Origin of the sequence: Solibacillus isronensis (assembly GCF_023715405.1) — a bacterium.
GTDB classification, from domain to species: Bacteria; Bacillota; Bacilli; order Bacillales_A; family Planococcaceae; genus Solibacillus; species Solibacillus isronensis_B.
On sequence record NZ_JAMBOC010000001.1, the window covers coordinates 2,090,072 to 2,116,744 of the forward strand.

Consider the following 26,673-nt stretch of genomic DNA (forward strand, 5'->3'; position numbering starts at 1 on the left):
CCAATTTAACCGCCAAACTTTCTACTTTCCGTCAAAAATTCCCCAAAAAAAAAAAAAAAAAACAAGCAAACAGCACAATGCCATTTACTTGTTTCGATCTTTTCACTTATTAAATATTCTTACGAGGTTGAGCAGAGGTTTATAGTTTTTGCCGGCAAGGCCGATAATTTCTACGAACAGCTCAATTGCTACTAATATAACGGCAATAAGTAAAATTGCGCCCCACACTTTCGCCATCGAGAAGATGACAGCAGCGAGACCGAACATTGCAGCCATCGCATAAATAATCGTCACGGTTTGACGATGTGAGAATCCTAAATCCAATAAACGGTGGTGTAAATGCGATTTATCCGGATCTGACCACTTTTTACCGCTACGCAAACGACGCACGATTGCGAAGAATGTATCGGAAATCGGAACTCCTAACATAATAACCGGGATAACGAACGAAATAACCGCTACGTTCTTAAATCCTAAAAGTGCGAGCACCGAAATCATAAATCCTAAAAACAGTGCACCTGTGTCCCCCATGAAAATTTTCGCAGGGTGGAAGTTGAAAAACAGGAAACCGATTGTTGCAGCAGCCAAAATTGCAGCCATTGCGATAACAATACCATTCCCCATGATCATTGCCATTACGGCTAATGTCATTAAAGCAATTGTTGATACACCTGCAGCTAGTCCATCAAGACCATCGATTAAGTTAATTGCATTTGTAATACCCACAATCCAAATAATTGTGAACGGAATTCCTAACCAGCCGAATTCCAGTTCCCCACCAAACGGTAAGTTAATATTGTCAATTTGAATACCGCCGACAAATACAACAATACAGGCAGCGATCACTTGGCCAAGCAATTTAGCTTTAGCGGAAATTTCACGCATGTCATCAACGATACCTGTTGCTACGATAATTGTCGCGGCAATTAAAATCGCGTATAAGTAGTCACTTTCGAAGTTCGTGACAAATTTTAAAAGTAATATCCCGATCATAAACGCACCAAAAATTGCTAAACCGCCTAATCGTGGCATAATGCGAGCATGCACTTTACGATAGTTCGGGGCATCTACAGCTCCAAGGCGAAAAGCCAATCGCTTCACAAGCGGAGTTAGTATAATTGCAGCAATAAAAGCTACGATTAAAGACACGTAAATCATGTCTCTCCTCCTTAATTTTTGTAGTATTAAGCATTACAATAAATCGCCTTTTGGAGATTCATTAAAAACTCTACATTTTTATTCACCATAAGTATAGCATGAACAAAACATAAAATATAGCTTAATTTCCTTCCACTATTTATTCACCTCACATAAATTTTACATCTATCATTCTTCTAGTATATTTCAAACCTATCAAATAATTATTAATATAATAGAAAGCTCATCCAATTTATTTATATTGTTCCTATGAATTCCCTTTTGGTCAGTAGTCTTTTTGTGCATTATTTGATAAAATAACGGAGTGTCTACTATATTAAAGTAGCCAATTTCAAAGGAGAGTAAAATAATGTTCTCAATTTTCAAACGTAATAAAGAGCAAACAAGTGCTCGAGAGCTAAAAAGATACTACAAAACGGTAGAGCAAATTAACAGCCTCGAAGCAACATATAGTCCCATGTCTGACGAAGAACTTCGAAATATGACATTTACATTTAAAGAGCGTTTAGAAAACGGAACTCAGCTAGTTGATATTATCCCTGATGCATTTGCTGTTGTCCGTGAAGCTTCTAAACGTGTATTAAACATGCGCCACTTTGATGTGCAGTTAATCGGCGGTCTAGTATTGACTGAAGGTAATATTGCTGAAATGCCGACTGGTGAAGGTAAAACACTTGTTGCCTCACTTCCTTCTTACGTTCGTGCATTGGAAGGTAAAGGTGTACACGTTATTACGGTAAACGATTACCTTGCAAAACGTGACTTCGAATTAATCGGTCAAATCCACCGTTTCCTTGGGTTAACAGTTGGATTGAATGTTCCAATGATGGAACCTGCAGATAAAAAGGAAGCGTACAATGCTGATATTACATACGGTGTTGGAACGGAATTCGGTTTCGACTATTTACGTGATAATATGGCACATACAATTGGTGATAAAGTTCAGCGACCATATCACTTTGCGATTATCGATGAAGTAGATTCTGTCTTAATTGACGAAGCGAAAACACCATTAATCATTGCTGGTAAAATGGGTGCAAACGAAGAATTGCACCGTATTGCTGCAATGCTTGCGAAGCGTTTCAAAGCGGAAGAAGATTATGATTTCGACGATGAAACAAAAGCAACTTCATTAACAGATCAAGGTATTGAGAAAGTTGAAGCGGCATTCGGTGTCGACAACTTATACGATTTGGAACATCAAACGTTGTACCATTACGTAATTCAGGCAGTACGTGCACACGTGATGTTTGAGCGTGATGTTGATTACATCGTTCGTGATGACAAAATCGAATTGGTCGATATGTTTACAGGCCGCATTATGGAAGGCCGTTCCCTTTCTGATGGCTTACACCAGGCGATTGAAGCGAAAGAAGGCGTAACAATCACCGAGGAAAACAAAGCACAGGCACAAGTTACAATTCAAAACTATTTCCGTATGTATCCGACATTATCAGGGATGACAGGTACTGCGAAAACTCAGGAAAAAGAAATTTTAGAAGTTTACGGTATGCGTGTTATTCAAATACCGACAAACCGTCCACGTCGACGCCTGGATCAGCCGGATATCGTATTCGAACACATTGAGCAAAAATACGAATATGTGGCACAGGAAGCAGTGCGCCGCCACGAAAAAGGACAGCCGGTATTAATCGGGACAACTTCTATTTTACAATCAGAAAAAGTAGCAAGTTACTTGAAAAAGCATGGCTTACAGTTCCAATTATTAAATGCGAAAACAGTCGAGCAAGAGGTTGAGTTAATCTCGGAAGCCGGGCAAAAAAATCGTATAACAGTCGCAACAAACATGGCTGGACGTGGTACAGATATCGTCTTAGGCGAAGGCGTTGAAGATCTTGGCGGTTTATTTGTAATCGGTACTGAGAAGCACGAAAGTCGTCGTGTCGATAACCAGTTACGCGGACGTTCAGGTCGTCAAGGTGACGTTGGTGAAACTCGATTCATCCTTTCGATTGAAGACGATATGTTCAAGCGTTTCGCAAAAGATGATGTAGAGAAATTCCGCAAGAAAATGACAACTGACGAAATCGGTCTCATTCAAAACAAAGAAGTGTCAGAGCTGATTGAACGTACACAACGTATCGTTGAAGGCGCTCATTTCTCTATGCGTGAATACAACTTAAAACTTGATGATGTAATTAATGATCAACGCCGTGTAGTTTATGATTTACGCGATAAAGTATTACGCAATGAAAATATTCTGGAACATTTAGTGACGATGATGAAGGAAACTGTTGATTTTGCTGTTCGTGAAAATGCCCCGGAAGATAAAGATGTGCTTGAGTGGGATTTCGATAAAATGGAACGTACAGTGAACTCTTTATTCTTAACACCTGTTACTGTGAACCGTGAAGAAACAAAAGTGAAGAAAATGCTCGATGCAATGGATCCTTCTGTAAATGAATTAACAGAAGTTATCAAGGGCTTTGCAGAAAACGAACAAATTATGGCGATTATTCCGCAAGTCATGTTGAGCTTCATCGATCAAATGTGGATAAAACATTTAGAACAAATGGCTCACTTAAAAGAAGGCATTGGCTTACGTCATTACCAACAGGAAGATCCAATGCGTATTTACCAACGTGAAGGACTAGAATTATTCGGTAAAAACTATCAGGAACTTCGCCGCAAAATAGTAGAAGAACTTGTAACATTTATGAAAAACATTACGATGAACGTGGAGGAATAGCAGATGGGTTTATTCGATTTATTTAAAAAAGGTGACAAAGTAGGTAAAGACAGTGCTGTTGATTCTTCATCAGTCGTAAAAACATCTGGTGATACTTCTAAAAAAGGTGCAAATCGTGACGTAATTACTAAATTATCGTTCCATCCTGAATGGGATGTACCACAGGAACAAAAATATGTTTTTAATTTCCTTGCGAATGATTTAGCACCATTAAAACCAAATCAGTTATCATTGTCAGCAATTAATATCGAGCCTTCAATGGCAAACGGTTCTTGGAATGTAAAAGCATTTTTCCGTTCTTCATTAACAGAAGCAATTGAATTAGGCGAAATTGAACTATTAATTTTAGATAAAGATGATAACCGCATTGCTTCACATTACTTTGATTTTAAAGAGCTAGGCGTGATTCCTGCTGAAAGTGCACGTCCATGGATTTTCACATTCCCTGCTTCGTCAATTACAGCAGACGAAGTGCCTGAAGAAGGCTGGAAAATTTCATTTAACTTACTTTCATTACGCGGTCACCAATTAGACTTGGACGATACATGGAAGAAACAATTACCGAAAGATCAGCAAGAAAAGTTAGCTGAAATTGTGAAAACTTTACCGAAGTTAGGAAAAACGGAAGTAAACTTCACAGGACTACAAGCAAAATTAAACGATGACGGCAGCTTCCACGCGTCAATTTTCATCCGTAATGGACACGAAAAGGCGATTAACTTGGAACAGTTACCACTTGAAATTATGGATGCACGCAATGTCCTAGTTGCAAAAGGATCGTTCAAATTAGACCCTGTATTAACTGTACAGCCTAATACGACAAAGCCTTGGACATTCATCTTCCCTAAAGAATTAGTAACGGCTGATGGCGCTGATTTATCTCGCTGGACAGCTCGCGTACCACAATAGTTTCTATATGCAGCATCCGTAGTCATTTTTGACTTTCGGGTGCTATTTTTTGTTTGTGTCACTCGTTATTATCCAGGGCACGCTTTTTTTTCCGATTTTTTGGGAAAAGTAGAAGATTTCTTTGCTAATGTAGAACGGAACGCTGGTAAAAAGGAATGTTGCGGAGCTTAAGTAGAAAGTTTTGTTTAAAAAGTAAAACGCCGATTCTTTATTCGCTATTCTGTCTTGAAATGTAGAATGTTGCGGGTCTAATGTGGAAACTTTCACTGCAAATGTAGAACGGTTCACTTGGAATGTAGAAAGTTCCGCATAGAAAGTAGAACATCGACTTTTTATTCACCATTTAATCAGTAAATGAGAACATTCCAAGCCAAATGTTGAAAATTTCAGCACTAATGTAGAATAAAGCGCTCATAATGTGGATGGCGTCGAAACTTATGTAGAACATTTCTCTCATAAAGTAGAACGCCCGTACAACCTAGCTTCCCTACTACAAAAACAGAAAACCAAACTATCATTCAGCCCCATACCCTTGCCCAAACTGCATTAAAAAATCCCCCACCCTATAAAAGGTGAGAGATTGTAATTACGAATTTTGCAGTATGTAGTAGTGTGTATAAGCTATGTATTATTCTTCTTCTGGTGTGTTGTCTACATCTGAATCGTCTGCGTCTGCAACTAGGGCTTCTGCCGTTGAGAAGTTAGCGATGCGTTTAGCACCTACGTACTTTTTACCCCAATAATATTTGTCGTTAATGCTTGTTTTAATAACACCCTTACTTGTGGAAGCGTGGATGAATTTTCCTGAACCAATGTAAATCCCTACATGAGAGATGCGTTTGCCTGATGTGTTGAAAAATACTAAATCGCCTGGCTCAAGGTCACTTTTCTTAACTTTCGTACCTTGTGTATACATTTCTGAAGATGTGCGATTCAGTGATGTGATGCCTAGTTCTTTAAATACGTGACGTACATATCCTGAGCAGTCAAAGCCTTTTGCTGATGTGCCGCCGTATGAATAGCGAACTCCTAAATACTTTGAAGAGACTTCTTTTAACTCATCAATTGAGTAAGCTGATTCTGCAGAAGCTTCCTTTTCATTCACCGGTGCGAAGAAAATTACGAAGGCAGCTGCCAAAGTTAGTACGGTATTGCGTATTAATTTCAAGTAATCCATCGTGTTCCTCCAACCAATCAATAAATTTTCTGAAAACTTAACTGATATTAGGTTAACACGAGATTATATTTAATAACATTACAGTTATGTAACAACAAAGTTACATTTACCCGCTTTCAAATAACTTCAAACATTGCCAAAGAACCTATTTTAAATAGGGATTTTAAACTATAGACCAAACAATTACCGTTATTAATTGTAATATTAACCAATATTTATAGCCTTCCTTGTAACATTTGTAACATTATCACGAATTTATGTAACAAAAAAGAACTAATAAGCGGATTTTTAACGACACTTATTAGTTCTTCAATATTTATTTTAAATTATTAATGCGTTTATATGCGACAAAGCGCTCCGACCAATACTTTTCCCCAATATTTGAAATTGTAATCCCTTTTGAGCCAGCATGGATAAATTCATTGTTTCCTAAATAGATGCCCATATGGGAAATCGTAGGGATAAATGTATTTTTGAAAAATACTAAATCTCCCGGTACTGGTTGCGTTACTTTCGTCGTATCTTGCTCGAAATACATGAGACTGCTTTTACGATCCATTGGGACACCAACAGTATTAAATATATAGTTTACAAAGCCGCTGCAGTCAAATCCATCTATTGTCGTTCCGCCATATTTATAAGGAGTACCTAATACTGCGTTAGCCGCTTCAATAGCTTGTCCATAAAGGCTCTCTGTTTGTTGCGAAACTTTCCCTGGCAGTGCAACTTCCTTCTTTAACTGTTTTTCAATCTCTTCGTCAGCTGTTTGATTAAAATTAATTTCTGCTTCTACTGTTTTAGCAGAAGGAGCTTCAACAGCTAAGTCTTTAGTCGACTGCTGGCTAATTGTCAGCTTTTGGCCAACTTTAATTGCATCAGTTTTCAAATTGTTCAACTGTTTAATACTAGCTACCGATATACTATACTTTTTAGCGATCTTTGTTAAATTATCCCCTTTAATAACAGTATGGGAAATTGCATTTTGCGGGCTTTCGAATTTTTCCTCAACAACTGAAACAGCTGTCGTTTTGGTTGTTGCTGTCGTTTTAGTTGCCGCCGGCAATTTACTCACTGCACTTTTTGCTGGCGCAATAACAAGTTTTTGTGCGATAAAAATGCGATCTTGAGATAATTTGTTCCATTGTTTAAGCTGATTGATCGTCGTGTTGTGGGCTTTCGCAATTTTTGTTAACGTATCGCCATGTTTCACCGTATAGGTGGATGCTTGGGCATCTGGTGCGATGAATAGTGCAAGTGAAAACGTTACACCTGTCAGCACTACCTTCCATTTATTATTCAATATGAAAACTCCCCCATTTCAATGAAACTATTTTTTACTCTATTTTACTTAATTTTCAATAGAGTATACAACCCTCTTTTTATGAGAAAATTCTTCAGATGGTTATATCTATTCCCTAATATTATACTCACATATTAATATCATGTAATAGAAATTCAATAACATTTCATAGGTAGTGGTTTAGCGATAATTGTTTTCTGAAAATATGCTTGTATTTTAATAATTTTATGATAGAATTAATTTTTGTTAAAAGATTTAAATTTTTAGAAAACTTTGTATTTTCAAATTAAAGGAGTTTATCAACATGAATAGCAAGTCAAGTTTTTTTCGTGAGAATATCGCGGTAGGTTTTATGTTATTTGCATTATTTCTAGGTGCAGGTAATATCATATTCCCACCACAGTTAGGTCAAATGGCTGGGGAAAATATTGTAATATCCATGATCGGATTTTTAATAACAGGAGTCGGTTTGCCTCTACTAGGTATTATTGCCGTTGCAAAGAACGGCGGAGACCTGGAAATATTGGCTGGCCGCATTAATCCATATTTCGGTATAATTTTCACTTCGATTATTTACTTGTCGATCGGACCATTCTTCGCAATTCCGCGTACTGGCGCTGTATCTTATTCAATCGGTGTGGAACCGTTTTTAACAGAAGCAATGAAAGGTAGCTGGGTTCCATTATTCATTACAACGCTTATCTTTTTCGGAATTACATTCTACTTAGCTTATAACCCGACAAAAATCGTCGACCGTGTCGGAAAAATTTTAACACCTGCTCTTTTAATCGTTATTTGTTTACTTGCGATTAAAGCCGTTATTACTCCGTTAGGTGAACCTGGTGAAGCACAGGGTCCATATATTAATAACGCTTTTGGTGAATCGTTCATTCAAGGGTACTTAACGATGGATGTACTCGCATCATTGGTTTTCGGAATTGTTATCGTTCAATCATTAGTTGCACGTGGCGTAACTGATAGAGTAAAACAAGTTAAAATTACAATTTTCGCAGGGATTGTCGCTGCAATTGGTTTAGCATTTGTTTATGTATCATTAGGTTATATTGGGGTAACAAGTACATCAGCTATCGGCTTCCATGAAGATGGCGGTACAATTATCTCTTTAGCAGCACAGCAACTATATGGACAAGCAGGTAAGATTATTTTATCTGCCGTTATCATTTTAGCTTGTTTAACAACATCTGTAGGTCTTTTATCTGCAAACGCAACATTCTTCCATAAGATTTTCCCGAAAGTTTCTTACCAAGTGTACTTAGTAATTTTCGCACTATTCAGCTTTGGTGTTTCAAACTTCGGATTAGCTGATTTGATTAAATTATCATTACCTGTTTTAGTTGCAATTTATCCGTTCGCAATCGTGCTTATGATTTTTGCACTATTCGGAAATTTATTCAACCACGCACCGAGCGTATATGGTATGGCTTTAATTTTCACAGGTATTGTTGCAATCTATGACGGAATCAAAACTGCCGGCTTTGAAATTGCAGCATACGATAAATTTTTATCATTCTTCCCGTTTTATGAGCAAGGCATCGCATGGGTTGTACCTGCATTAGTCGGTGGTGTCATCGGCTACATCATGTATTTAGCGAAACGGAAGTAAGTTTAATTACTTTAAAGAGGGTAAGTTACAAGTGTAAAAACTTGTAACTTACCCTCTTTTATTGGAAAAAAATAGCTTAAAATATTTTTTACCCTTACCATAAATTCGGGAAGCTTTCATGATAAAATATGGTAATATCCCTATCATGGCATTACGCATTACATTATAGAAAAATAAAATTGATGAGGTGGACTCATGCTAAAAAAACATTTATCAGCAATGCTGTTTTTCATCATGTGCCTGGCTGTTCCTTTGACGGTACTAGGTGCTCCTTTAGATGAAGCAAAACAGATTGTTAAGGAAAACTATGTAGGGAATGTTAACGGTGACATCAACCGGGCCACAAGCCTCGAGCAACTGGCAGAAATGCTTGATCCGTATTCCGCTTACTTTACGCCGGAAGAATTCGATGAGTTTATTAATGGTGTGGACCTTACTACTGTAGGTATCGGTGTGGTCATCGAAAAGGTAGAAAGCGGTATTCAAATTTCCGAGCTGATCGATGGGGGCAGTGCAAAAAATGCAGGCTTAAAAGTTGGCGATATCATAACAGAGATCGATGGAAAACCGGTTGCAGGGCTGACAATCGACCAGGCTTCTACCCGTATAAAAGGAGCAGCAAATACAACGGTTTCTATAACGGTTTCACGTGAAGATGGTACAATATTAACGAAAAAATTAACACGTAAAGCTTTCTCGTTGCCTAATGTGGAAACAAAGCTTTTATACGGTAATACGGGCTACATTTCGTTGAATTCATTTTCAAACGACACGGCAAGCCTCGTATCAAAAGCCATTCGTGATTTGAAAAATAAAGGGGCAAAATCTTTTATTTTCGATTTACAAAATAACGGAGGCGGCTATGTAACAGCAGCAGAACAGCTTATCGGTATGTTCCCGAATGCCACCTATGCCTACAAGCTGAAGGAAACTTCTGGGACATCTATTGTACGTTCGATGAAGCAATCGACAACATTCCCTGAAAATACGAAAATGCTAGTAAATAGATATAGTGCAAGTTCATCGGAAATGACTGCAGCAGCCCTTGCTGATCAAAAAGCAGTTACGCTATACGGGGAAACAACTTATGGTAAAGGTTCCATGCAGGCATTTTATGAGCTTGAAGATGGAAGTTTTCTAAAATTAACAGTTGGTCATTTTTATGGTCCAAACGGCACGAAAATAAATGAAGTTGGGGTTAAACCTCATATTAAAACAGTAAGTGAACCGCTCTTTAAAGCACATTACGATACAATCGCTTCAAACTTAAAAAACTATAAAGAACTTACTGCATTAAAGAATGTTCCATTAAACAAAACATTTACGATCAAGTTTTCTGCTAAACTGGCGAAAGAGCTTGCTTCTTCTTCCGTTGAACTAGTCGAGCTAGGTGCGGATACTGTCAAAACAACGTACAAATTATCGGGTCAACAGCTAGTTGTTACCCCTTCAAAAGAGTTAACGGCCGGTAAAGAATATGCCCTTATCGTTCATCCTAAAGTAAAAAACGAAAAAGGCAAAAATTTAAAAGCCGGTGTTTATTTACATGTAACAACAAAACAGTAAACATAAATGAGACGATTTGCACAATGGCAATCGTCTCATTTCAATTTTATGAATGTACTAAACTTAGCTCCGTTGCAAAATAAATCATGCAAATCTCTTTTGCTAACTGTTCCGGATTCGATTTATTCGTCAGTAAATTTGTCAATGTTAGTCGTTCCACCGAACCAACGAGACTTTCTGCCAGAATATTAGCATCCACCAGCTTTACAACGTTAGAATCTTTTAATTGCGTGTTAAGAATATGTATTAATTTTGAAACGAGCATTTCCTTCACGGCAGTTGACTGCTCTGCTTCATAAAAACCGATTTTCGTTAAGTTAGGATTTTCGATAAAATAATTGAAAATATGTGTAAGACTTCCCTGAATAAGATCGATTCCAAATTTACCTTCATTTATGTCATTTGCTGAACTTGAAAAAATATCAGTTAATTCATTGTGGAATTTCTCATTTAAATCGTTAAATAATGTTTCTTTACTTTGAAAGTATAGATAAAATGTCGGTTGTGTTAAATTTGCCGACTTCACAATATCACTGATTTTTGTTTGATGATAACCATATGTAGAAAATAGCTCAACTGCTTTTTCCAATAATAACTTTTTACTTTTTTCACCGCACGAATTTACACGTCGTCCTCTTGCCATACTTCTCCACCCTTATCTCTATTTTAGATGTTTAGTAAATTATATATTAAATTCCAATTATTCCACTTATGATTATATAGGAAAGTTTTTTTAAAATAAAGTTTTCTGTCATATAACTAACATTTCTCCTTAATATCAGCAACCAATTGACATAACTTAGCAATAATCAAAAAACATTACACTTAAATTGTCCTGTTATAAGGATAAAGGACATAAGCGAAAAGGGAAAATTTCTCTTTTTAATATTATGTTTAAATAGTATGTATTAAAAAGGCGTATCCAATTTTAAATCCGGATACGCACTTTATCATATTATTTTTTTCTAAAAATCTTTCCTTTTACTTTACCTGTAATTTGCTGCAGTTCATCCATTTTGAATGCAAACAGCAATACAAGATAGCTGATCGATGCAACTATAAATGTAACAATTATATGAATCCATTTCTGATCAATTACAATCCATTGTGCAATCACCCAGTTAATGGCAACAAAAACTAATCCAATAGTAACTAACTTAAATAGCTGACCAATGTTTTTGTCCAAAAGTTTTAACTGATATTTACTTTGCAGCACAATGACAAGCAAGAGGAAGTTTACGATGGCACTGATTAATGTCCCTAAAGCAACCGCATTAGCGCCCATTTCATCAATAGTCGCCATTACGACCGCAATATTTACACCGAATACCGTTAAAATACTGAAAATCATCGGTAATACGGAATTGCCCTTTGCATAGTAGAAACGCGTAATATACGTGTTCGCGGCAAGGAAGAACATCGTTGTACTGAATACTTGCAGCAATGGCGCTGTAATTGCTGTTGATTCGGCATTGAATTCTTTATATTCAAAGACGATACGAATAACACCTTCTGCCTGGAAGTAGAAGAACACTGAAATAGGCAATACGAGTAAATATAATAAACGCATCCCGCGAACATAAAGTTGTTTTACCGACTCTGTGTCCCCTTCTCCCTCTTTTTTACTGAGTAACGGGAAAATAACGGTCGTTACAGCAGTCATTAAAATTGCCTGCGGGAACTGGGACATTTTTGTCGCGTAGTTCATCGCTGACGGAACACCGGCTTCCAGCATATTCGTGAAAAATCGTTGAATTAAAATATAAAGCTGTGCAGTCGCACCGCCAAGCATAATCGGCAACGCAACTCTCCATAACATTTTCTGATCTTCAGCCTGTTTAAAGTTCGGCTTGAAAGACATTTCTTTCACATTCCGAACCCCGAATACAAGGAACAAGAACATACAAATTGCCCCGACTAATGCCCCGATCCCCATTCCAATCGGTCCCATCGTAATAGACAATATTACCGAGACGATTAAAAATGATCCGTTATAAATAAGCACCGAAAATGCGGATAAATGGTACCGGCCCTGGACATTTAAAATACCGCTCATCCAAGTCGATAAAACTAGCATAATCGTCGAAGGCATCATCCAGTAATATAGCGAGCGCAGCATTTCATATTCCGCCTGATCTTCAACTTGAAAAAATTTCATTAATATCGGATCAGCCAACGCCATAAATAAAATGACAATGAGCGTAATCGAAACAACAATTGTTGTAAACGTTCGCTGTATATATTCAGTGATACTCGATGATGTCTTATGGTAAATGGATATAAACGCCGTCGTAAACGCTCCGCCAATGACTAAATATAAAAAGTTTGGAATTGTATAAGCATTAATAATACTATCTGAATATACAGTTGTACCAAATTCAATCCCGATATATGTTTCACGGGCAAAGCCGACCAGACGCGCTAAAATATTAATAACCGCGACGGCCCCTATTATTTTCAAAATTCCTTTCAACGCTTATCACAATCCTTTAATTACAATTACTTTATTTCGCATGTGTTGTGTAGAGCTCTTTTAAACGTACAATAATATTTTTTGCATCATGTGTATGAAGCAGCTCGGCTACACGCGCTTCATTCACTGCGATTCCGTCTTTCACTGCATTTTCAAGTGCCAGCTGTAGTAAAATCTCGTCTTTAGGAGGTACTAATACCCCCGCTCCATCTGCCAGCATATAATGCAGTCCTCCGACGTCCGATGCGATAACCGGCGTACCGCAGCTCATTGCCTCTAAAGCTACTAATCCCAGTCCTTCAATATAAGAAGGCAGTACAAAAACATCTGCCGCCTGGAAATACCTTGCCAACTCCTGCTGCGGCATCGGTTCGATAAAGTGAATTGCTGTATTGTCCTTAGCCAGTTCTTTTACTTTACTAGTAAAATTGCTATCTTTTGTCGAACCAACACAATAAAGAGCGGCTTGCTCCGGAAGAGATTCCGATACTTTATTGAATGCACGCACAAGTTCTGTAACGCCTTTTTCCCGTATGATGTTGCCTACGAATAAAAAGTTTGTTTTATCAGGATCCATTCCCAACTCTTTTGCAAGTTGTTTTTTAGCTTCCACTTCTTTGAAAACCGTACGATCAATCCCCATGCTCATCACCGATATTTTATCGCTTTTAACATGGAATGTTGTTTCAATCGTTGTAGCAAGCTCTTCTCCTACTGCAACGACATGATCTGCAGACTGTAAAATTTTCTCCGTAAACTCACGGATTTGCCCGCCCTTTTTGGCCATTTTATTAATATCGCCACCATGTGCTGTCACAATATACGGGATATTGTGACGCTTTTTTAAATAGTAGCTGAACATCCCGCTCGGAAAAACGTAATGGCTATGTGTTAGCGAAATATTCCGCTTGTTTGCACGAAAAACGCGCATAAACTGCTGCGCCCATTTTAAATATTTCAAAATAACATTTTTCTTTCCTGTCGCGGGATTCGTATTAACTGCGAGCACTGTCTCGATTCCTTCTCGTTCCAGCTGCTCGACCTGATTTTTTACGAAAATGCCGTAAGCTAAATGTTCCTTAGATGGATACATATTGCTAATGACGAATACTTTTTTCATTACTTTTTCGCACCTTCTTTTAAAAGCTGCTCTCCTAATGCTGATTTTTCTTTAAATGACGCATTTGTACGAGCCGCTAAGTTTTGTGCACCGTTCCAATCTACTGCCATATCGTTAAAGAGCATTGCAAACTTCTCGTCTGATTCATGAAGTGAATCAATCGGTAATGAATAGTTGCCAAGCCCTGCCATTTGTAAAAAGTCATTAACCTTCACATGATAAGATACACCGATAATCGGTGTTTTCGCATCCGTTGCCAATATTAATGAATGAAGTCTTGTACCGATTAGCACATCAAACGTAGACGTAATTTGTAAAATACGTTGCGGCGGCAAGTTTTCATCAATAATTTTTGTATTTTCCGGATGCTTCATTTTAGCTTGAATGTCCTTTGTCACATCAGCATCTTGCGGATATTTTGTCGCAAAAAACGTTACATCGACATTATGCTCTTCAATTAAACGGTCCAGGTTTTTCGCCATGCCATCGATATAGTTTTCGTATTTTGCCTCATCGCCGGTTGGCCAATATGAAGCATTGTAGTATGGGACTGCTGTAACCCCAACTGATTTTGGTTTATCGCTATAATTTGAACGTTCTACTTCTAAACTAAATGCCGGATCCCCAATGACAGGTACATCACGTTTTACACCAATTGTTTTAAGCAGCTGTTGTGATTGCGGATCACGCACTGAAATGTTTTGTGCATGCTTGGCCATATAGCGGATAAACCATTTCCCTAAACCTGTGTTAAGCGGACCCGCACCACAGCCGTAGACAACATACGGTACATTATTATTTTTTGCCATCATTGCATAAGAACCATATAGCGGTGCTTCACGCTTATAAAGATCCATTAAAATACCGCCGCCGCCGATTACGACAAAATCAAGGTTTTTCACGACTTTGGAATTCTCTTTGTATGTCTTCATGAACGTTTTTACGGCATTACCGTTTTTGTAGTATAAAGGGTAACTTTGCACAGAATAACGTTCCGCTGTTTGTTTTGGATTATTACTAAATACTGTAATATTTTTTGTATCTATTTGAAATACCTTCTGCAGCTGGCGAATGATACTTAATAAAATCGCCTCGTCTCCATTATTATCATTTCCGTAGTTTCCAACAATTCCAATTTTCATTTATACATTCATCCTTTGAATCAAGCGTTTTGAGTATGCTTGGCTTATTTCATTTTTCATTTGAAAAACACATCTGAAGTAGATGTGTTCTGCGTTATGACTCGTATTTTTAGTATAGCATAATGTCAGTTTGAAACGATATTCCCGAGGGCAAGAACACTCCATTTCAAGACAAGAAAATTAACGATAAATTTGTAGTTTTTCGTTAATGAGACGGTTTGTATATAAGATTAGTTTCATTTTTACTTTTTGAAGAGAAATTTATGCAGTAAATGACTTTTCGAGGTCATTTGCATGCTAGGGGATTTTCGGATAAATTTCTGTCATAGAGTTTTTGTCTCAATGCCCAAGTTAGAGGTGATTTATTGTATCGATCTGAAAATCTTATGTATTTAGTAGCGCTTGTGAGTAGATTACAAACGAACGACGAAGAGTTTACATCAATTCAGGAGGCTTATTATCGAATCAATGCTGGTATTGCTGGCGAAGTAAAAATGAAGCGCACATTAGAGGATTATCATTTTATAGGTCCCTATAAAATTTTTTATAACTTTGAGTGTGTAAATGAAAAGGGTTTTTCTCATCAAATTGATGCCCTTATTATAACGACAAGATTTCTCCTCGTTGTCGAAGTTAAACAAATTTCCGGTACATTATTTTATAAACCCACATTTCATGAATTTGCTCGTCAAACTGAGGAGGGGATTATAGAAAATTTTCCAAATCCATTTGACCAGGCATACCGGCACAAGTTATTTTTATCACATTTATTATCAAAGTGCGGAATTCAGCTGTCTGTTTTATATATTGTGGTCAACGCTAATATTAGAACGAAATTGGATTCGTCCTTAGACGGTTCTCCAATTATTTATTTAAGCGGCTTGCCAAATTTTCTGGAGAAATTATATGCAAAATATGCTGAAACAACAGTGGATTTAGATCAATTGGAAAGTAAACTATTGGCTATCTCTTGCCGGCTTCCTGTTAGAAGAAAAATAGAAAGAGATCGTATACGTGATGGCGTCCTTTGCGAAAAGTGCGAATTTCAGCATGTCCTGTATTATCATCACGGATTATGGATTTGCCCACACTGTGGCGAGAAAAGTAAAGAGGCTATCTTTTTAGCTTTACATCAATATCGCGTATTAATCGGGGATCGTATTACCAATCGTGAATTAAGGGCATTTGTCGGAATCGACTGTAAAGCAGTTGCTTCCAAACTGTTGAAGCGCTTAAACTTTGAGCAATTCGGCAAGGGACGTGGTGTGTATTATTTAATTCCTGAAGACGTTTTAGAACAGGTAAGGTAATTTCCTTATGTAGCTGTAACTCATATTTGAATAATTCTACTTAAAGGAGGTGAGGAGTTACTTACGAAATATACTAGTCGACTTTTCTCGGGTAGAGTTCTATTTTAATAGCTTTAGGTTCTCATTCGGAGCCAAAACGTTCTACCTTTTAAATGAATCTATCTACTTTACTGAGGAAACATTCTACTTTCCTGGCGCAGAGTTCTACTTTCGCGCCAACATGTTCTACTTTCTCCGTCATCTTGGCGAATAGTCGCAACCGGTTCTCCTTTTCAAGTGAATCTTTCTACTTTACCGGGGAAACGTTCTACTTTCCTGGCGCGGAGTTCTACTTTCCAGCCCAAGCGTTTTACTTCCGCGCCCAAATATTCTACTTTCACCAATAACACCTAAGCCTATACTTACACTCCAATCTATAAAACCCAAACTTCGCAATAAAAATCCTCGTTTCAGTCTCACTTCACTTGCCCTTTCCCCCTCTCTTCCCCATAGCCCTCTTTTCTCCATAAAAAAACCTTTGTAAAAGTTGCGATTCCTCGCTGCAACTTTACAAAGGTTCTCACTTATTTATTTTGTGTAATTGTACGGTATAAGAATAAGCTGAAGTGCACGCGTGATACTTCTTGACTTGGTTTGTAAGTATTATCTTCATAACCTGTCGTAATTTCATTAGCTGCTAGCGTATGAATATAATCGTATGCCCAGTGCTTTGTGCTTACATCTTTAAATTTCGTAGAAGTAGTACCCGTTAATTTATATGCTTCAACTAAAATTTTCGCCATTTGAGCACGAGTTAATGGTTTTCCCGGTTCGTACTTGCCATCACCAGTACCACTCATGATGCCTGCTTGTACAATCGCTGCAACTGCACCATAATATGTGCTCTTTGTTGATAGATCGCTGAATCCAGGGTTTGGCACATCTTTTGTCGATAAGCCTAATGCACGAGTTAGCAATACAGCCGCTTGACCACGGTTTAATGCTAAATCCGGTTTGAATGTACCATCCGGATACCCGTTGATTAAGTTATTATCAACTAAATATTGAATTTCTGTTTTATAAACATTGTTTACAGAAATATCTTTGAATAATGGTTTTTCAACAGCCTTTACAACGATTTCTTTAGAAACGGATTTTGTTCCTAATGTCGCCGTTACACGGGCAGTGCCTTCTTTACCATTTGATTTGAAAAGACCTGAGCTGGATACTGTACCGATGTTTCCATCAACAGACCATTTAATTTGCGAGTCGTTATAAATTAGTGTTTCATTATTTGACCCTGTTACATTTGCTTTTAATTGAAGCGATGCATTTGGTTCAATTGGACCTGATACTCCTGAAATTGAAAGTCCAGCCGGTGCATCCACTACATTGAAGCTAATTGTTTGTGTTGCGCCTTTATTTGAAACCGTGATACGTTCAGAGCCAGGCGCTACAGCTGTATAGCTTAAGCCGTTAACTGTCACTGTGTTATTTTGCGGCGTTAACACAAAATCATTTGCATTTACTGCTAACGGATTGTAATACTCGTCCAACACGTAGTTTGGCGTAAGTTTCACTGTTGCACCAACTAATAACGTACCTACTTTATCACGATTTACTTGAATATATTTAGGTGTATTTGTTGTTGGTGCTGTACTGATTGCTTCAATAATTGCAGATACGCGACGTTGTGTACCTCCAGACGGTGTATTGGCTAAAACGACAGTGTTGCTGCCGTATTTACGAATACCCATTGTTGTTGAACCGCCGCCATCTAAATTAATCGCGCGGTCAAAACCAAGGCTTACTAGATAATCCGCAAACTGTGGTAAAGACATACCTGCACTTGAGTTAATACGTCCGTCCACTGTAATTAAGTGTACTTTTTTCTTATCTTTGCTGATTGCAATCGCCGTACGTGGTGCAACTTCTCTTGCACGTGAGCTTGATTCATTGATTGTCAGGCTTTTTTTGCCGTCCAATACTAGTAATGGACCACTTGCCATCATAAACTGTGCATCCATCCAACGATCATCAATAGCAAAGTTTACTGAAATTTCATCGCCGATTTTAATTCCACGGTATTTATCGCCCCATGCCGATCCGTTAAAAGAAAGCACGAAACCGTTACGCGGAATTTTCGTTTTTGTTTCATCATCATAACCGCGGATTGCAGTTACTTTACCTGTTAAAGTTTGTCCGAATTTCGTCGCACCGATTGTGTTGCCAGTTTCAACGATAAACTCCATACCTTTTCCGTTGTTCGGCGTCATAGAACTATGGTTTTGCGGTGTATAAACAACCGCCTCATCTGTTCCGCGCTTTACATTAAGACCATTTACTTCATTCGTTTGACCGTTATATGTAACGTTAATCTTACTATTGTAGTAAGCAATCTCTCCATATCCGTCCTTTGTAATACCGAATGCGATCGGTTGGCTGACATAGTTCGAACTTGAGTCTGAAATAACGCTTGGTGTAACGATAGTATTATATTGAGAAATTAAATATAAAGGATAGCCATCCCCCATATTGTAGAAGTTAGAGTTGATTGCCCCAACTACACGATTTCCTTCCTTCGTATGACTGTTCGCATGTTGCGTTGTTGTCATTAGTGTATTAACCGGAGTTGGTAAGCCTAACCCGATCTTTGTGAAAGAGTCTGTTAAATCTACTTCTAAATGATTAACTATACTTGTTTTAGAACCTTTATGAGTATAGTTCGAATATGTTACCCCTGTTGAAAGCGGGTATGAGTCATTTGTCGATTGTGCTGCACTTGCAAATTGCGGTGTACTGAAAATAAGTGCAAACACCATTAGCACTGCAATAAATAGAGATTTATTTGTTTTCATAATTTGTGCTTCCTAGTTAACTTGAAGCAAGTCACCTTCCTCTCTTAATGTCCTATCTCTAACCTTAACAAATTTTCGCGTGTGAGACTATTAATCTTTTGTTACATTTTACAAAATACAGGTTTTTCCTACATAAAGTTACATATTGTATAAGAGAATAATGAAAAACAATAATTGAAGCTTCGAGTCTTTTAATTTCAATAAAAAAGAACTATCCCCCTAAGAAGATAGTTCCTTGAATTATTCTGCTTTTTGTTTTTCGTAATCGCTAAGCTTGAGCATTGGATACATTGTGCGCATACTCGCAAATATTCCAAAGAGAATAAAGTAGAACAATACATAAACTTTTAATTCCCAAATATTATAGAAGAAGCCGGCTACACCTGTTGCGAACCATAGCCCGAATAAATATTGTCCAAAGACTGTTTTACGTTCTTTCCAGTACATCCATACCATCGCAAGAAGGAATCCGGCAAAGAATAGAACGCCGACTGCTCCTGTTTCCGCAATAACCTGGATATATTGGTTATCCGAATAGAAGTTTTTGCCTCCATAAATATCAGAACGGATACCGTACTCCTCATAAATTGGTGAGTCATATGATAAAGTAGCCGAACCACCGAATGTACCAAAGCCGGCACCTGTAATCGGATAATCTTTCAGCACTTCAAATCCTTTTTTAATATAGAACATACGACCACTTTCCTGCATAAGCTCCAACGTGTCGTCCGAGAATGTTTCCGTGAAACGATTGCTGATACCACCTGAAATTTCCTCAGGTGCTACCGTGTTTTCCACACCTAAGTTTTGTAAAATTGATACTCCCCAGTTTACAGGGAAATAAATAAGCGCGATTGCCACAACAAATGAAATGGCAATTCTCTTCAATAACTGCCAATTACGAGATAGCAACATAAAGAACAAGACAAGCATGAAAGCAGAAATCCATGTACCACGTGAAAGTGTCAATAATAGCATTCCAAAGAATGCGACCTGTGCAATACGGAACGTCCATTTAAATTCATTGTTTTTATATGCCCATCGCAGGAAAAATACTGCGGCAATTGCAAAGAACATGACTAATGCCAACGAGTTTGGATTGTTCAGCATACCGTAGATACGCACGAAGTTTGTTGAAGAAAGTATTTTTTCCGTCCATACTTCCGGCATTAATAATTGACGCATCGACAGTTTTTCGACGATCCCCTGAATGAAAATAACGGCACCTGAAAATACTGTAACCCATGCCAATTTCACAAGGAAGTTTTTCGGCAATTCACTGCGGCTTAGAATGTAATACAGTAAATACATAACACCGAATGTACGTAATTGGAAGATAATTGCACCTAATGATACACCGTTTTTGTATCCAATGATTGCACCGAAGATTAAAAAGGCGAAGAAGAAGTATTCAAATGGTTTGAAATGAAACCAAGTTTTAAATTTCTTCGTATTTAATAAAAATAAACGCAGCAATACGACGATCGTAATTAAATCGCCGATGAGTTTAAGACCAGGGTTGAGTTCAATAAAGAATGTACGGAAAATAACGTACGGTACTAAAATTACTAAACTTTGAAATGGCTTAAAAAATGCGAAGAGTACAAAGAAAATTGCTGTACTGATTTGCGCTATCGAAGGCGGAAGCAGTATGGCCGCCACAAGTACAAGAATTGCCCCAAAAATTTCGAGCCACTCTTTTTTATTCATTTTGACAGAAATGTCATTCATAGAAGTCCCAAACCCTTTCCTATATGAAGTTCTCTATTTTTAGATGAGTTTTGCTCATGTGGATTAAGACGAACTTAAGTATAATATGGTTACAATTATAATTCAATGAGAGTATAAAACACACCCTAAATTACTAGAATAATTGTCAGATCAATGGTTTTTCGGTCCTAAATAAATAGGAACCATATTTGTACAAAAAAAAGAGACAAAATTTTTGCCTCTCTTCAAATCTTCATATTCGAGAACCCCTTACTTTTCCATTTAAATAACTCCCGATGTTTTTTGATTATAACTATCATTAAAAGACTTATTCCCCCTAAACTCCCACATCTAAATATATCTAGATTTCACCATTATAAAGACTAGAGAGATTTAAAACATTCCGGAACAAATTCCACCCAGCCATTCATAATTACTCCTAAAAACCATAAAATATATACATCACTATTTTGGAGGTCGTAGTATTGCAAAATAACCGTAAGAAAAACAATGAACCGCCAATCGATAACAATCCATTAATTCAAGCCGCTTCACTTGAGGTGTTGGCCGGATTATTAGCTACGTTAGCGGAAGGGATTTCAACATTTGCATCCGCTCTTGCACTGCAGGAAGCACAACAGCAGGCCAGTAACTACAGCCAAAATAACGTGGACCTCCAGGAAGTTCATGAACAGCTTCATTACTTAACTAAAGAAGTAAAAAAAATATCGAAAGCATTAAACTTATAATTCTTCTCAATTTCCTATTTAATAGAAAGATAAAATATGACACTTTTTTTTAAGATGTTCCCTTCTCATTCATTTCTATCCCTCAATCGCAAGACCCCCATTTATTTTTCACATTAAATTTTTTATGAGCTTCAATCTGGCTCACTCTTTTTTATATCTTCAACTTTTATATTACAGAGCTCTTTTTTCCCTATCTTTAAACTAGTTTTCAAAGGACTTTTTAATTACATTTATATTACAAACATCTAAAGTATTAGGATTCATCTATGATTCTCGCTCATATATTGGTAAAATATCATCATATAGGAAAGGAGCGTGAATCTGTGTTTAAAAAAATAGTTGGACTAGCATTCGCATTAGTCGTTGCTCTGTCTTTCACAACACAATCAACATCTCATGCAAATGATATAAAAGGCCATCAAATGGTAAATGAATTAACATATTGGTCTAATCAAAATGTCATCCGACCAGACAGCAAAGGAAATTTCAATCCTAACCGTGCCGTTACGCGTGGAGAATTTGCTTCTTATATTACCCGCGCACTTAAATTACCAGATTCGTCTACATACACTTTTAAGGATTTAAAAGCTGGTAATGAACTGACACGTGAAATCCAGGCAGCTGCCGGATCAAACATTTTAAGCGGTTATCCTGATGGCACATTCCGTCCGAACGAAAAAATTACGCGCCAGCATATGGCAGCACTTTTGGAAAAAGCATTGCGTTATTCAAACGTGCCGTTGGAAGGACAACCACTAACGTTCAAGGATAACAACAAAATTAGCGATCAGTTCAAACCGGCAGTAGCTACAAACGTTTACTACAATATTATCCGTGGATCACATACGAAAAATGGGGTATTTTTTGAACCTCAAGGCAATGCGACAATCGCACATGCCGCAGCATTTTTATTCCGTATGCAAACGACAATCGAAACATTTGCTGTAAAAGAAGGTGAAGAACCGACGGAAACGCCAGCTCCGAACCCTAATATTTATTATGTAGGTAAAATTTCAAATGGAGTAATAACGAAAAACTCTACTGTTTATTTTAACTACGAACAAGCAGAGTCAGCGTTAAAAAGTTCTGGTTCAAACATAATTATTAAAGGCGACAAAATCATTAAAATGTCTTCTGGTATCGCTTCAGCAGCTGATACGAAAGCAAACACTGTAACAATTTATTCAGATAAAAACTTCACGAAGTCGTTATCGTATGCTGTAGAAGGCTCTCAGTTTAAATATATTGGAAGCAATGATGAGTATGCAATCGTTCAATTAGCAGATACAAAAGGCTATGCGAAAATTGATGAAGTAACATTAACACCAACAAGCTTAATTAAAGGACAAGACTACTATTTTGCTGAAGGCGGTTACTTAACACATCGTACGTATAACCATATTACACAAAAGTATTACGGCAATTATGTAGTGAGTGAAGCACCTTCCTTTATAAAACCAGGGTCACAATATTATAGCCAAGATGGTGTAAACTTCTACTCTGATGTTCTATTAACGAAAAAAGTAGGAACACATTATCCGTATTTCCAATTCCAGTCGATTCGTCAGCCATCTAATTATACAGCTGAAGAACTGGACAATATGATTATGACATTATTAAAAGAGCGCCAGGCAATCAAAACTTCCCCTCAATATGCCAAAGCAACGATTGAATCTCGTTTAATCGGGATGGGGAAATTTTTAAAGCAAGTGGAATCACAATATCATGTCAATGCCTTATTCATTTTAGCTGCAGCAATGCATGAAGGTGATTACGGAGTAAGTAAAAATGCACTGACGAAAAACAACATTTTTGGTATTGAAGTGTTCGACACTGATCCAACATTAGGTCAAGTATATAAAAACCGTGATGATAGTGTACTTGCGTTTATTAACCGCTACGTCAATTTGAAGTACGTGCCTCAATCAGGTGCTTACGCAAAAGGTGCAGTACCGGGGAATAAAACATCCGGCATGAATGTTCACTATGCATCAGATCCATTCTGGGGCAGTAAAATTGCCGGTCATATGTATCGCATGGACAACCGCTTCGGTAAAAAAGATTACAAGCAGGCGAACTTGGCATTCGTATCATATGAAAACGGCCATCTTGTAAATGTGCGTAATGAACCAACAACATCATCGCCAATTCACTTCACTTATAAAGCGAAATATGTAGGTGAAACAGGCGTGTTCGGCTATCCTGTCGCAATCGTCGAAGAAACGAAAGGTACGGACGGCTATGTATGGTACAAAATTTTGTCAGACAATAACCCTCCTGCAAAACACGGTTGGGTACGCTCTGATTTAGTTCAATTAATTCCAGGAAATTAATTTTTAATCCAGTACTTCTTCGGAAGTGCTGGTTTTTTTTGTAGTTTTGGCCTGGGGTTTCCGGAGTGACAGTTTATTAGAAAAGTTAGGAAGGTTATTAGAAGATTGGGTTAGAATATTTGAACTTCGGGGTATGATATTAGAACATCTGAATGACATATTTGAAGAAATGGCTATTATATTAGAACTTGGCACTTTTATTAGAACATTTCACAGGATATTAGAACTTCTGCGAAACATATTAGAAAATCATACATAAATAAAAAACTGAGCAGCCCCCCAATCAGGAAGCCGCTCAGCCAATCATTTCGTATAATATTGCACAATACCGTTGTAAATAGACTGGGCAAAAATTTCGACATACTCGTCAGATACAAGCTTTTCTCTATCTGCAGTATTTGTAATGAAGCCGAGCTCCACTAAAACAGCAGGCATTACGTTTCCTTTAATAACAACGTAATCTGCACGCTTTACACCGCGGTTGTACATTTTTGCATTTTTAACGATTTCATTATTAATAGCTGTTGCCAACGCTAAATCCTCTTTTTCATTTGCATTGGAAGTAACACTGTAGAATGTTTCTGTTCCATTCGCTGATTCCTTTGCTGCTGCATTTGCATGAAGGCTGATAAAAATTTCACCGTTCTCATTTTTAGCGTATCGAACACGATCCTCTAAGCTAGGATATGTATCACCAGAACGCGTCATTTTTATGATCGCACCATCTTTTTCAAGCTTCTGCTTTACTAGATTTGCAACTTTTAGAACGATTTCCTTTTCACGTGCATTACTTTTGACAGCACCAGGGTCTTTACCGCCATGACCTGGATCAAGAACAATAATACGATCTTTTACAGCAGGTCCTTTTTGATTAAGAAGTTGTAAATATGTTTTATTAATATAACCGTTAATACCGTTATATGTGATTTTAGCCCAGCTTCCTGATACCGAATGGACTTCCACTAATGTTCCTCGCTTAATTTGCCCAAGCGAACGTGAAGTACCTGAAGCCGACTCACGAATTTGTAAGGCATCAACTGTCGCTTTGCCTACCGTATTCGTCAATAGCTGTTGCGGCGGCGTTACTGGTTGTTCGTTTTCTCCGTTATTTTCCGCAGGAGGGTTCGGTACATTATTTTCCTCTTCCACTGCCGGTTTTTCCGGTACCACTACTGGCGGAGTTACTGGTTCTGTCTGTAATGAATCCTCGGTTTGAGACACTCGTACATAGGCAGGTAAACCATTTACTAACGTAACATACCAATTGCCAATCGTATTATAAACTGCAATTTTCTCTTTTGCTGCTATTGAACTTACACTATTTGAACCAACATCACGCTTTTCATATGCTTGAATGTTGCCCAATGCGTAAACATGCTTTTGGACTTTGTTAAGCAGCTTGCCGGATTCATCTATAAAATCTACATAATCCTTATAAACATAAGCATAGCGTCCCTCATGTGAAACCTTCAGCCAACCGTCTTTCTGGATATCAAATACGGCAAACGATGCACCTGTATTTACTTTCGCCAAAATATTCGATGCATTTGAAGAAGAGGCAGATGTACGGACATTTAAATTATTAACATTTGCTTTAACAGAAGCAATTGCTGCTGAAACATCTGGTACGTTCACCCCTTGTACTGGCAACGGTAAACGATACTTTTCGGAAGATGCACGAGCGATAAATGAAGCGAACTGCGCACGTGTTACTGAATTTTTCGGATTATATTTATCGGCCTCCATTGTAATTCCGTTAAAGTAAATCGCCGCGATATAAGGATAGTAGCCATACGTCGGTTTAATATCCTTAAAAGGAATTTCCAGCTTTTCCGTTTGAGCTGTGTTTAATTTAAATGCAATGGCCAGCACTTTACTCATTTCTTCTCGTGTTAAAGGTGTGTTCGGTCCAAATTTCCCTTTAGATTGCTCAGAGAAAAACCCTAATTTCAACGCACTTTCTACATAACCCGAAAGTTCTGTTCCCAATGTAACATCAGAAAAAGAAGACTTTTTTACAGTTAAAGGCTTGTTATTTGTGGCCACAACGACCATTTTAGCAGCTTGTCCACGGGTTACATGGGCGTTCGGTTTATAAAGAGTTTTACCATTTTCCGTATACCCTTTTATGACACCCGCATTTACTAAATAATTTATTTCATTATACGCCCCGTTTGAAGAAGGGACATCGGCAAAGCTTGTACTAGCATAGGCCGTATTCAATTGGAACATTGCCATGAAGATGATTGTCACCGTCACGACAAGATTACGCAAAGACAATGTTAAAATCCTCCCCTCTATTAGATAGTTCCCATTTTACCAAATTATTCATAAAATTAATATGTACAAAGCAAGAAACTTAATATTTTTCTAGTTTACAGGAAGTAGAATGTGATATTTTTCATATAAGAGATGAGAGATTCTGTTATAGATGAAAGTGGTTCTAATTTTAGTCTGGAATTGGCTAATATATGTGCGCGTTCTACTTTAGGTATGAAATGTTCTACATTTTTAGCTATAGCTTCCACTTTCCCTGGCAAAATTTCTACTTTTGA

The 26,673-nt window shown here is 37.6% G+C and carries 17 protein-coding genes; 7 read left to right on the forward strand and 10 right to left on the reverse strand.

The features are described 5' to 3' along the window. Positions 1–102: 102 nt before the first annotated feature. The gene (locus tag M3166_RS10575; protein ID WP_251689785.1) at positions 103–1,158 is read right to left on the reverse strand and encodes a glycosyltransferase family 4 protein; all 1,056 of its coding nucleotides are present in this window, start codon (positions 1,156–1,158) and stop codon (positions 103–105) included. 349 nt (positions 1,159–1,507) lie between these two features. Here M3166_RS10575 and secA2 point away from each other — a divergent pair, with 349 nt between their 5' ends. Beyond that, positions 1,508–3,868 carry an accessory Sec system translocase SecA2 gene (gene secA2 / locus M3166_RS10580; protein ID WP_251689786.1) on the forward strand — a complete coding sequence of 787 codons (2,361 nt, stop codon included), beginning with the start codon at positions 1,508–1,510 and terminating at the stop codon, positions 3,866–3,868. A gap of 3 nt (positions 3,869–3,871) precedes the next feature. Further along, positions 3,872–4,777, forward strand: a complete 906-nt coding sequence (locus M3166_RS10585) for an accessory Sec system S-layer assembly protein (protein ID WP_251689787.1) — start codon at positions 3,872–3,874, stop codon at positions 4,775–4,777. 628 nt (positions 4,778–5,405) lie between these two features. Here M3166_RS10585 and M3166_RS10590 read toward each other — a convergent pair. Next, complete coding sequence (locus tag M3166_RS10590; protein WP_251689788.1) at positions 5,406–5,954, reverse strand: C40 family peptidase; 549 nt, start codon at positions 5,952–5,954, stop codon at positions 5,406–5,408. A gap of 316 nt (positions 5,955–6,270) precedes the next feature. Further along, positions 6,271–7,254, reverse strand: a complete 984-nt coding sequence (locus M3166_RS10595; protein WP_251689789.1) for a LysM peptidoglycan-binding domain-containing protein — start codon at positions 7,252–7,254, stop codon at positions 6,271–6,273. 304 nt (positions 7,255–7,558) lie between these two features. Between M3166_RS10595 and brnQ the strand changes: the two genes are divergently transcribed. Together brnQ and M3166_RS10605 are read left to right on the forward strand one after the other, a co-directional pair. Next, positions 7,559–8,878, forward strand: a complete 1,320-nt coding sequence (gene brnQ / locus M3166_RS10600; RefSeq protein ID WP_251689790.1) for a branched-chain amino acid transport system II carrier protein — start codon at positions 7,559–7,561, stop codon at positions 8,876–8,878. Between the two features lie 195 nt (positions 8,879–9,073). Beyond that, the gene (locus M3166_RS10605) at positions 9,074–10,444 is read left to right on the forward strand and encodes a S41 family peptidase (RefSeq protein WP_251689791.1); all 1,371 of its coding nucleotides are present in this window, start codon (positions 9,074–9,076) and stop codon (positions 10,442–10,444) included. 46 nt (positions 10,445–10,490) lie between these two features. Here the strand turns inward: M3166_RS10605 and M3166_RS10610 are convergent, their stop codons facing one another. The 4 genes from M3166_RS10610 to M3166_RS10625 form a co-directional block, all read right to left on the reverse strand. Continuing rightward, entirely contained in the window at positions 10,491–11,087 is a 597-nt protein-coding gene (locus M3166_RS10610; protein ID WP_251689792.1) for a TetR/AcrR family transcriptional regulator, read from the reverse strand. A 312-nt stretch (positions 11,088–11,399) separates the two neighbouring features. Next, a complete protein-coding gene (murJ, locus tag M3166_RS10615; RefSeq protein WP_251689793.1) occupies positions 11,400–12,917 on the reverse strand; it encodes a murein biosynthesis integral membrane protein MurJ in 1,518 nt (505 codons plus the stop codon). 31 nt (positions 12,918–12,948) lie between these two features. Next, positions 12,949–14,037, reverse strand: a complete 1,089-nt coding sequence (locus tag M3166_RS10620) for a glycosyltransferase (protein WP_251689794.1) — start codon at positions 14,035–14,037, stop codon at positions 12,949–12,951. After that, positions 14,037–15,179 carry a polysaccharide pyruvyl transferase family protein gene (locus M3166_RS10625; RefSeq protein WP_251689795.1) on the reverse strand — a complete coding sequence of 381 codons (1,143 nt, stop codon included), beginning with the start codon at positions 15,177–15,179 and terminating at the stop codon, positions 14,037–14,039. Before M3166_RS10625 ends, M3166_RS10620 begins: the two co-directional genes overlap by 1 nt. A 365-nt stretch (positions 15,180–15,544) precedes the next feature. Between M3166_RS10625 and M3166_RS10630 the strand changes: the two genes are divergently transcribed. Beyond that, positions 15,545–16,489 (forward strand): nuclease-related domain-containing protein, encoded by a 945-nt coding sequence (locus tag M3166_RS10630; protein ID WP_251689796.1) that lies wholly within the window; start codon positions 15,545–15,547, stop codon positions 16,487–16,489. 563 nt (positions 16,490–17,052) lie between these two features. Here the strand turns inward: M3166_RS10630 and M3166_RS10635 are convergent. Further along, a complete protein-coding gene (locus tag M3166_RS10635) occupies positions 17,053–19,326 on the reverse strand; it encodes an S-layer homology domain-containing protein (protein ID WP_251689797.1) in 2,274 nt (757 codons plus the stop codon). Positions 19,327–19,566: 240 nt separating this feature from the next. Then, positions 19,567–21,057, reverse strand: coding sequence for an O-antigen ligase family protein (locus M3166_RS10640; RefSeq protein WP_251689798.1), 1,491 nt, complete (start codon positions 21,055–21,057; stop codon positions 19,567–19,569). Positions 21,058–21,521: 464 nt separating this feature from the next. On the opposite strand from M3166_RS10640, the gene M3166_RS10645 reads away from it, so the two are divergent. Both M3166_RS10645 and M3166_RS10650 read left to right on the forward strand, forming a co-directional pair. After that, positions 21,522–21,785: a multidrug ABC transporter ATPase gene (locus tag M3166_RS10645; protein WP_251689799.1), complete on the forward strand. Its 264-nt coding sequence runs from the start codon at positions 21,522–21,524 to the stop codon at positions 21,783–21,785. Between the two features lie 323 nt (positions 21,786–22,108). Then, positions 22,109–24,118 (forward strand): S-layer homology domain-containing protein, encoded by a 2,010-nt coding sequence (locus tag M3166_RS10650; protein WP_251689800.1) that lies wholly within the window; start codon positions 22,109–22,111, stop codon positions 24,116–24,118. 303 nt (positions 24,119–24,421) lie between these two features. Here the strand turns inward: M3166_RS10650 and M3166_RS10655 are convergent, their stop codons facing one another. Next, complete coding sequence (locus M3166_RS10655) at positions 24,422–26,398, reverse strand: N-acetylmuramoyl-L-alanine amidase (RefSeq protein WP_251689801.1); 1,977 nt, start codon at positions 26,396–26,398, stop codon at positions 24,422–24,424. Between the last annotated feature and the right edge of the window lie 275 nt (positions 26,399–26,673).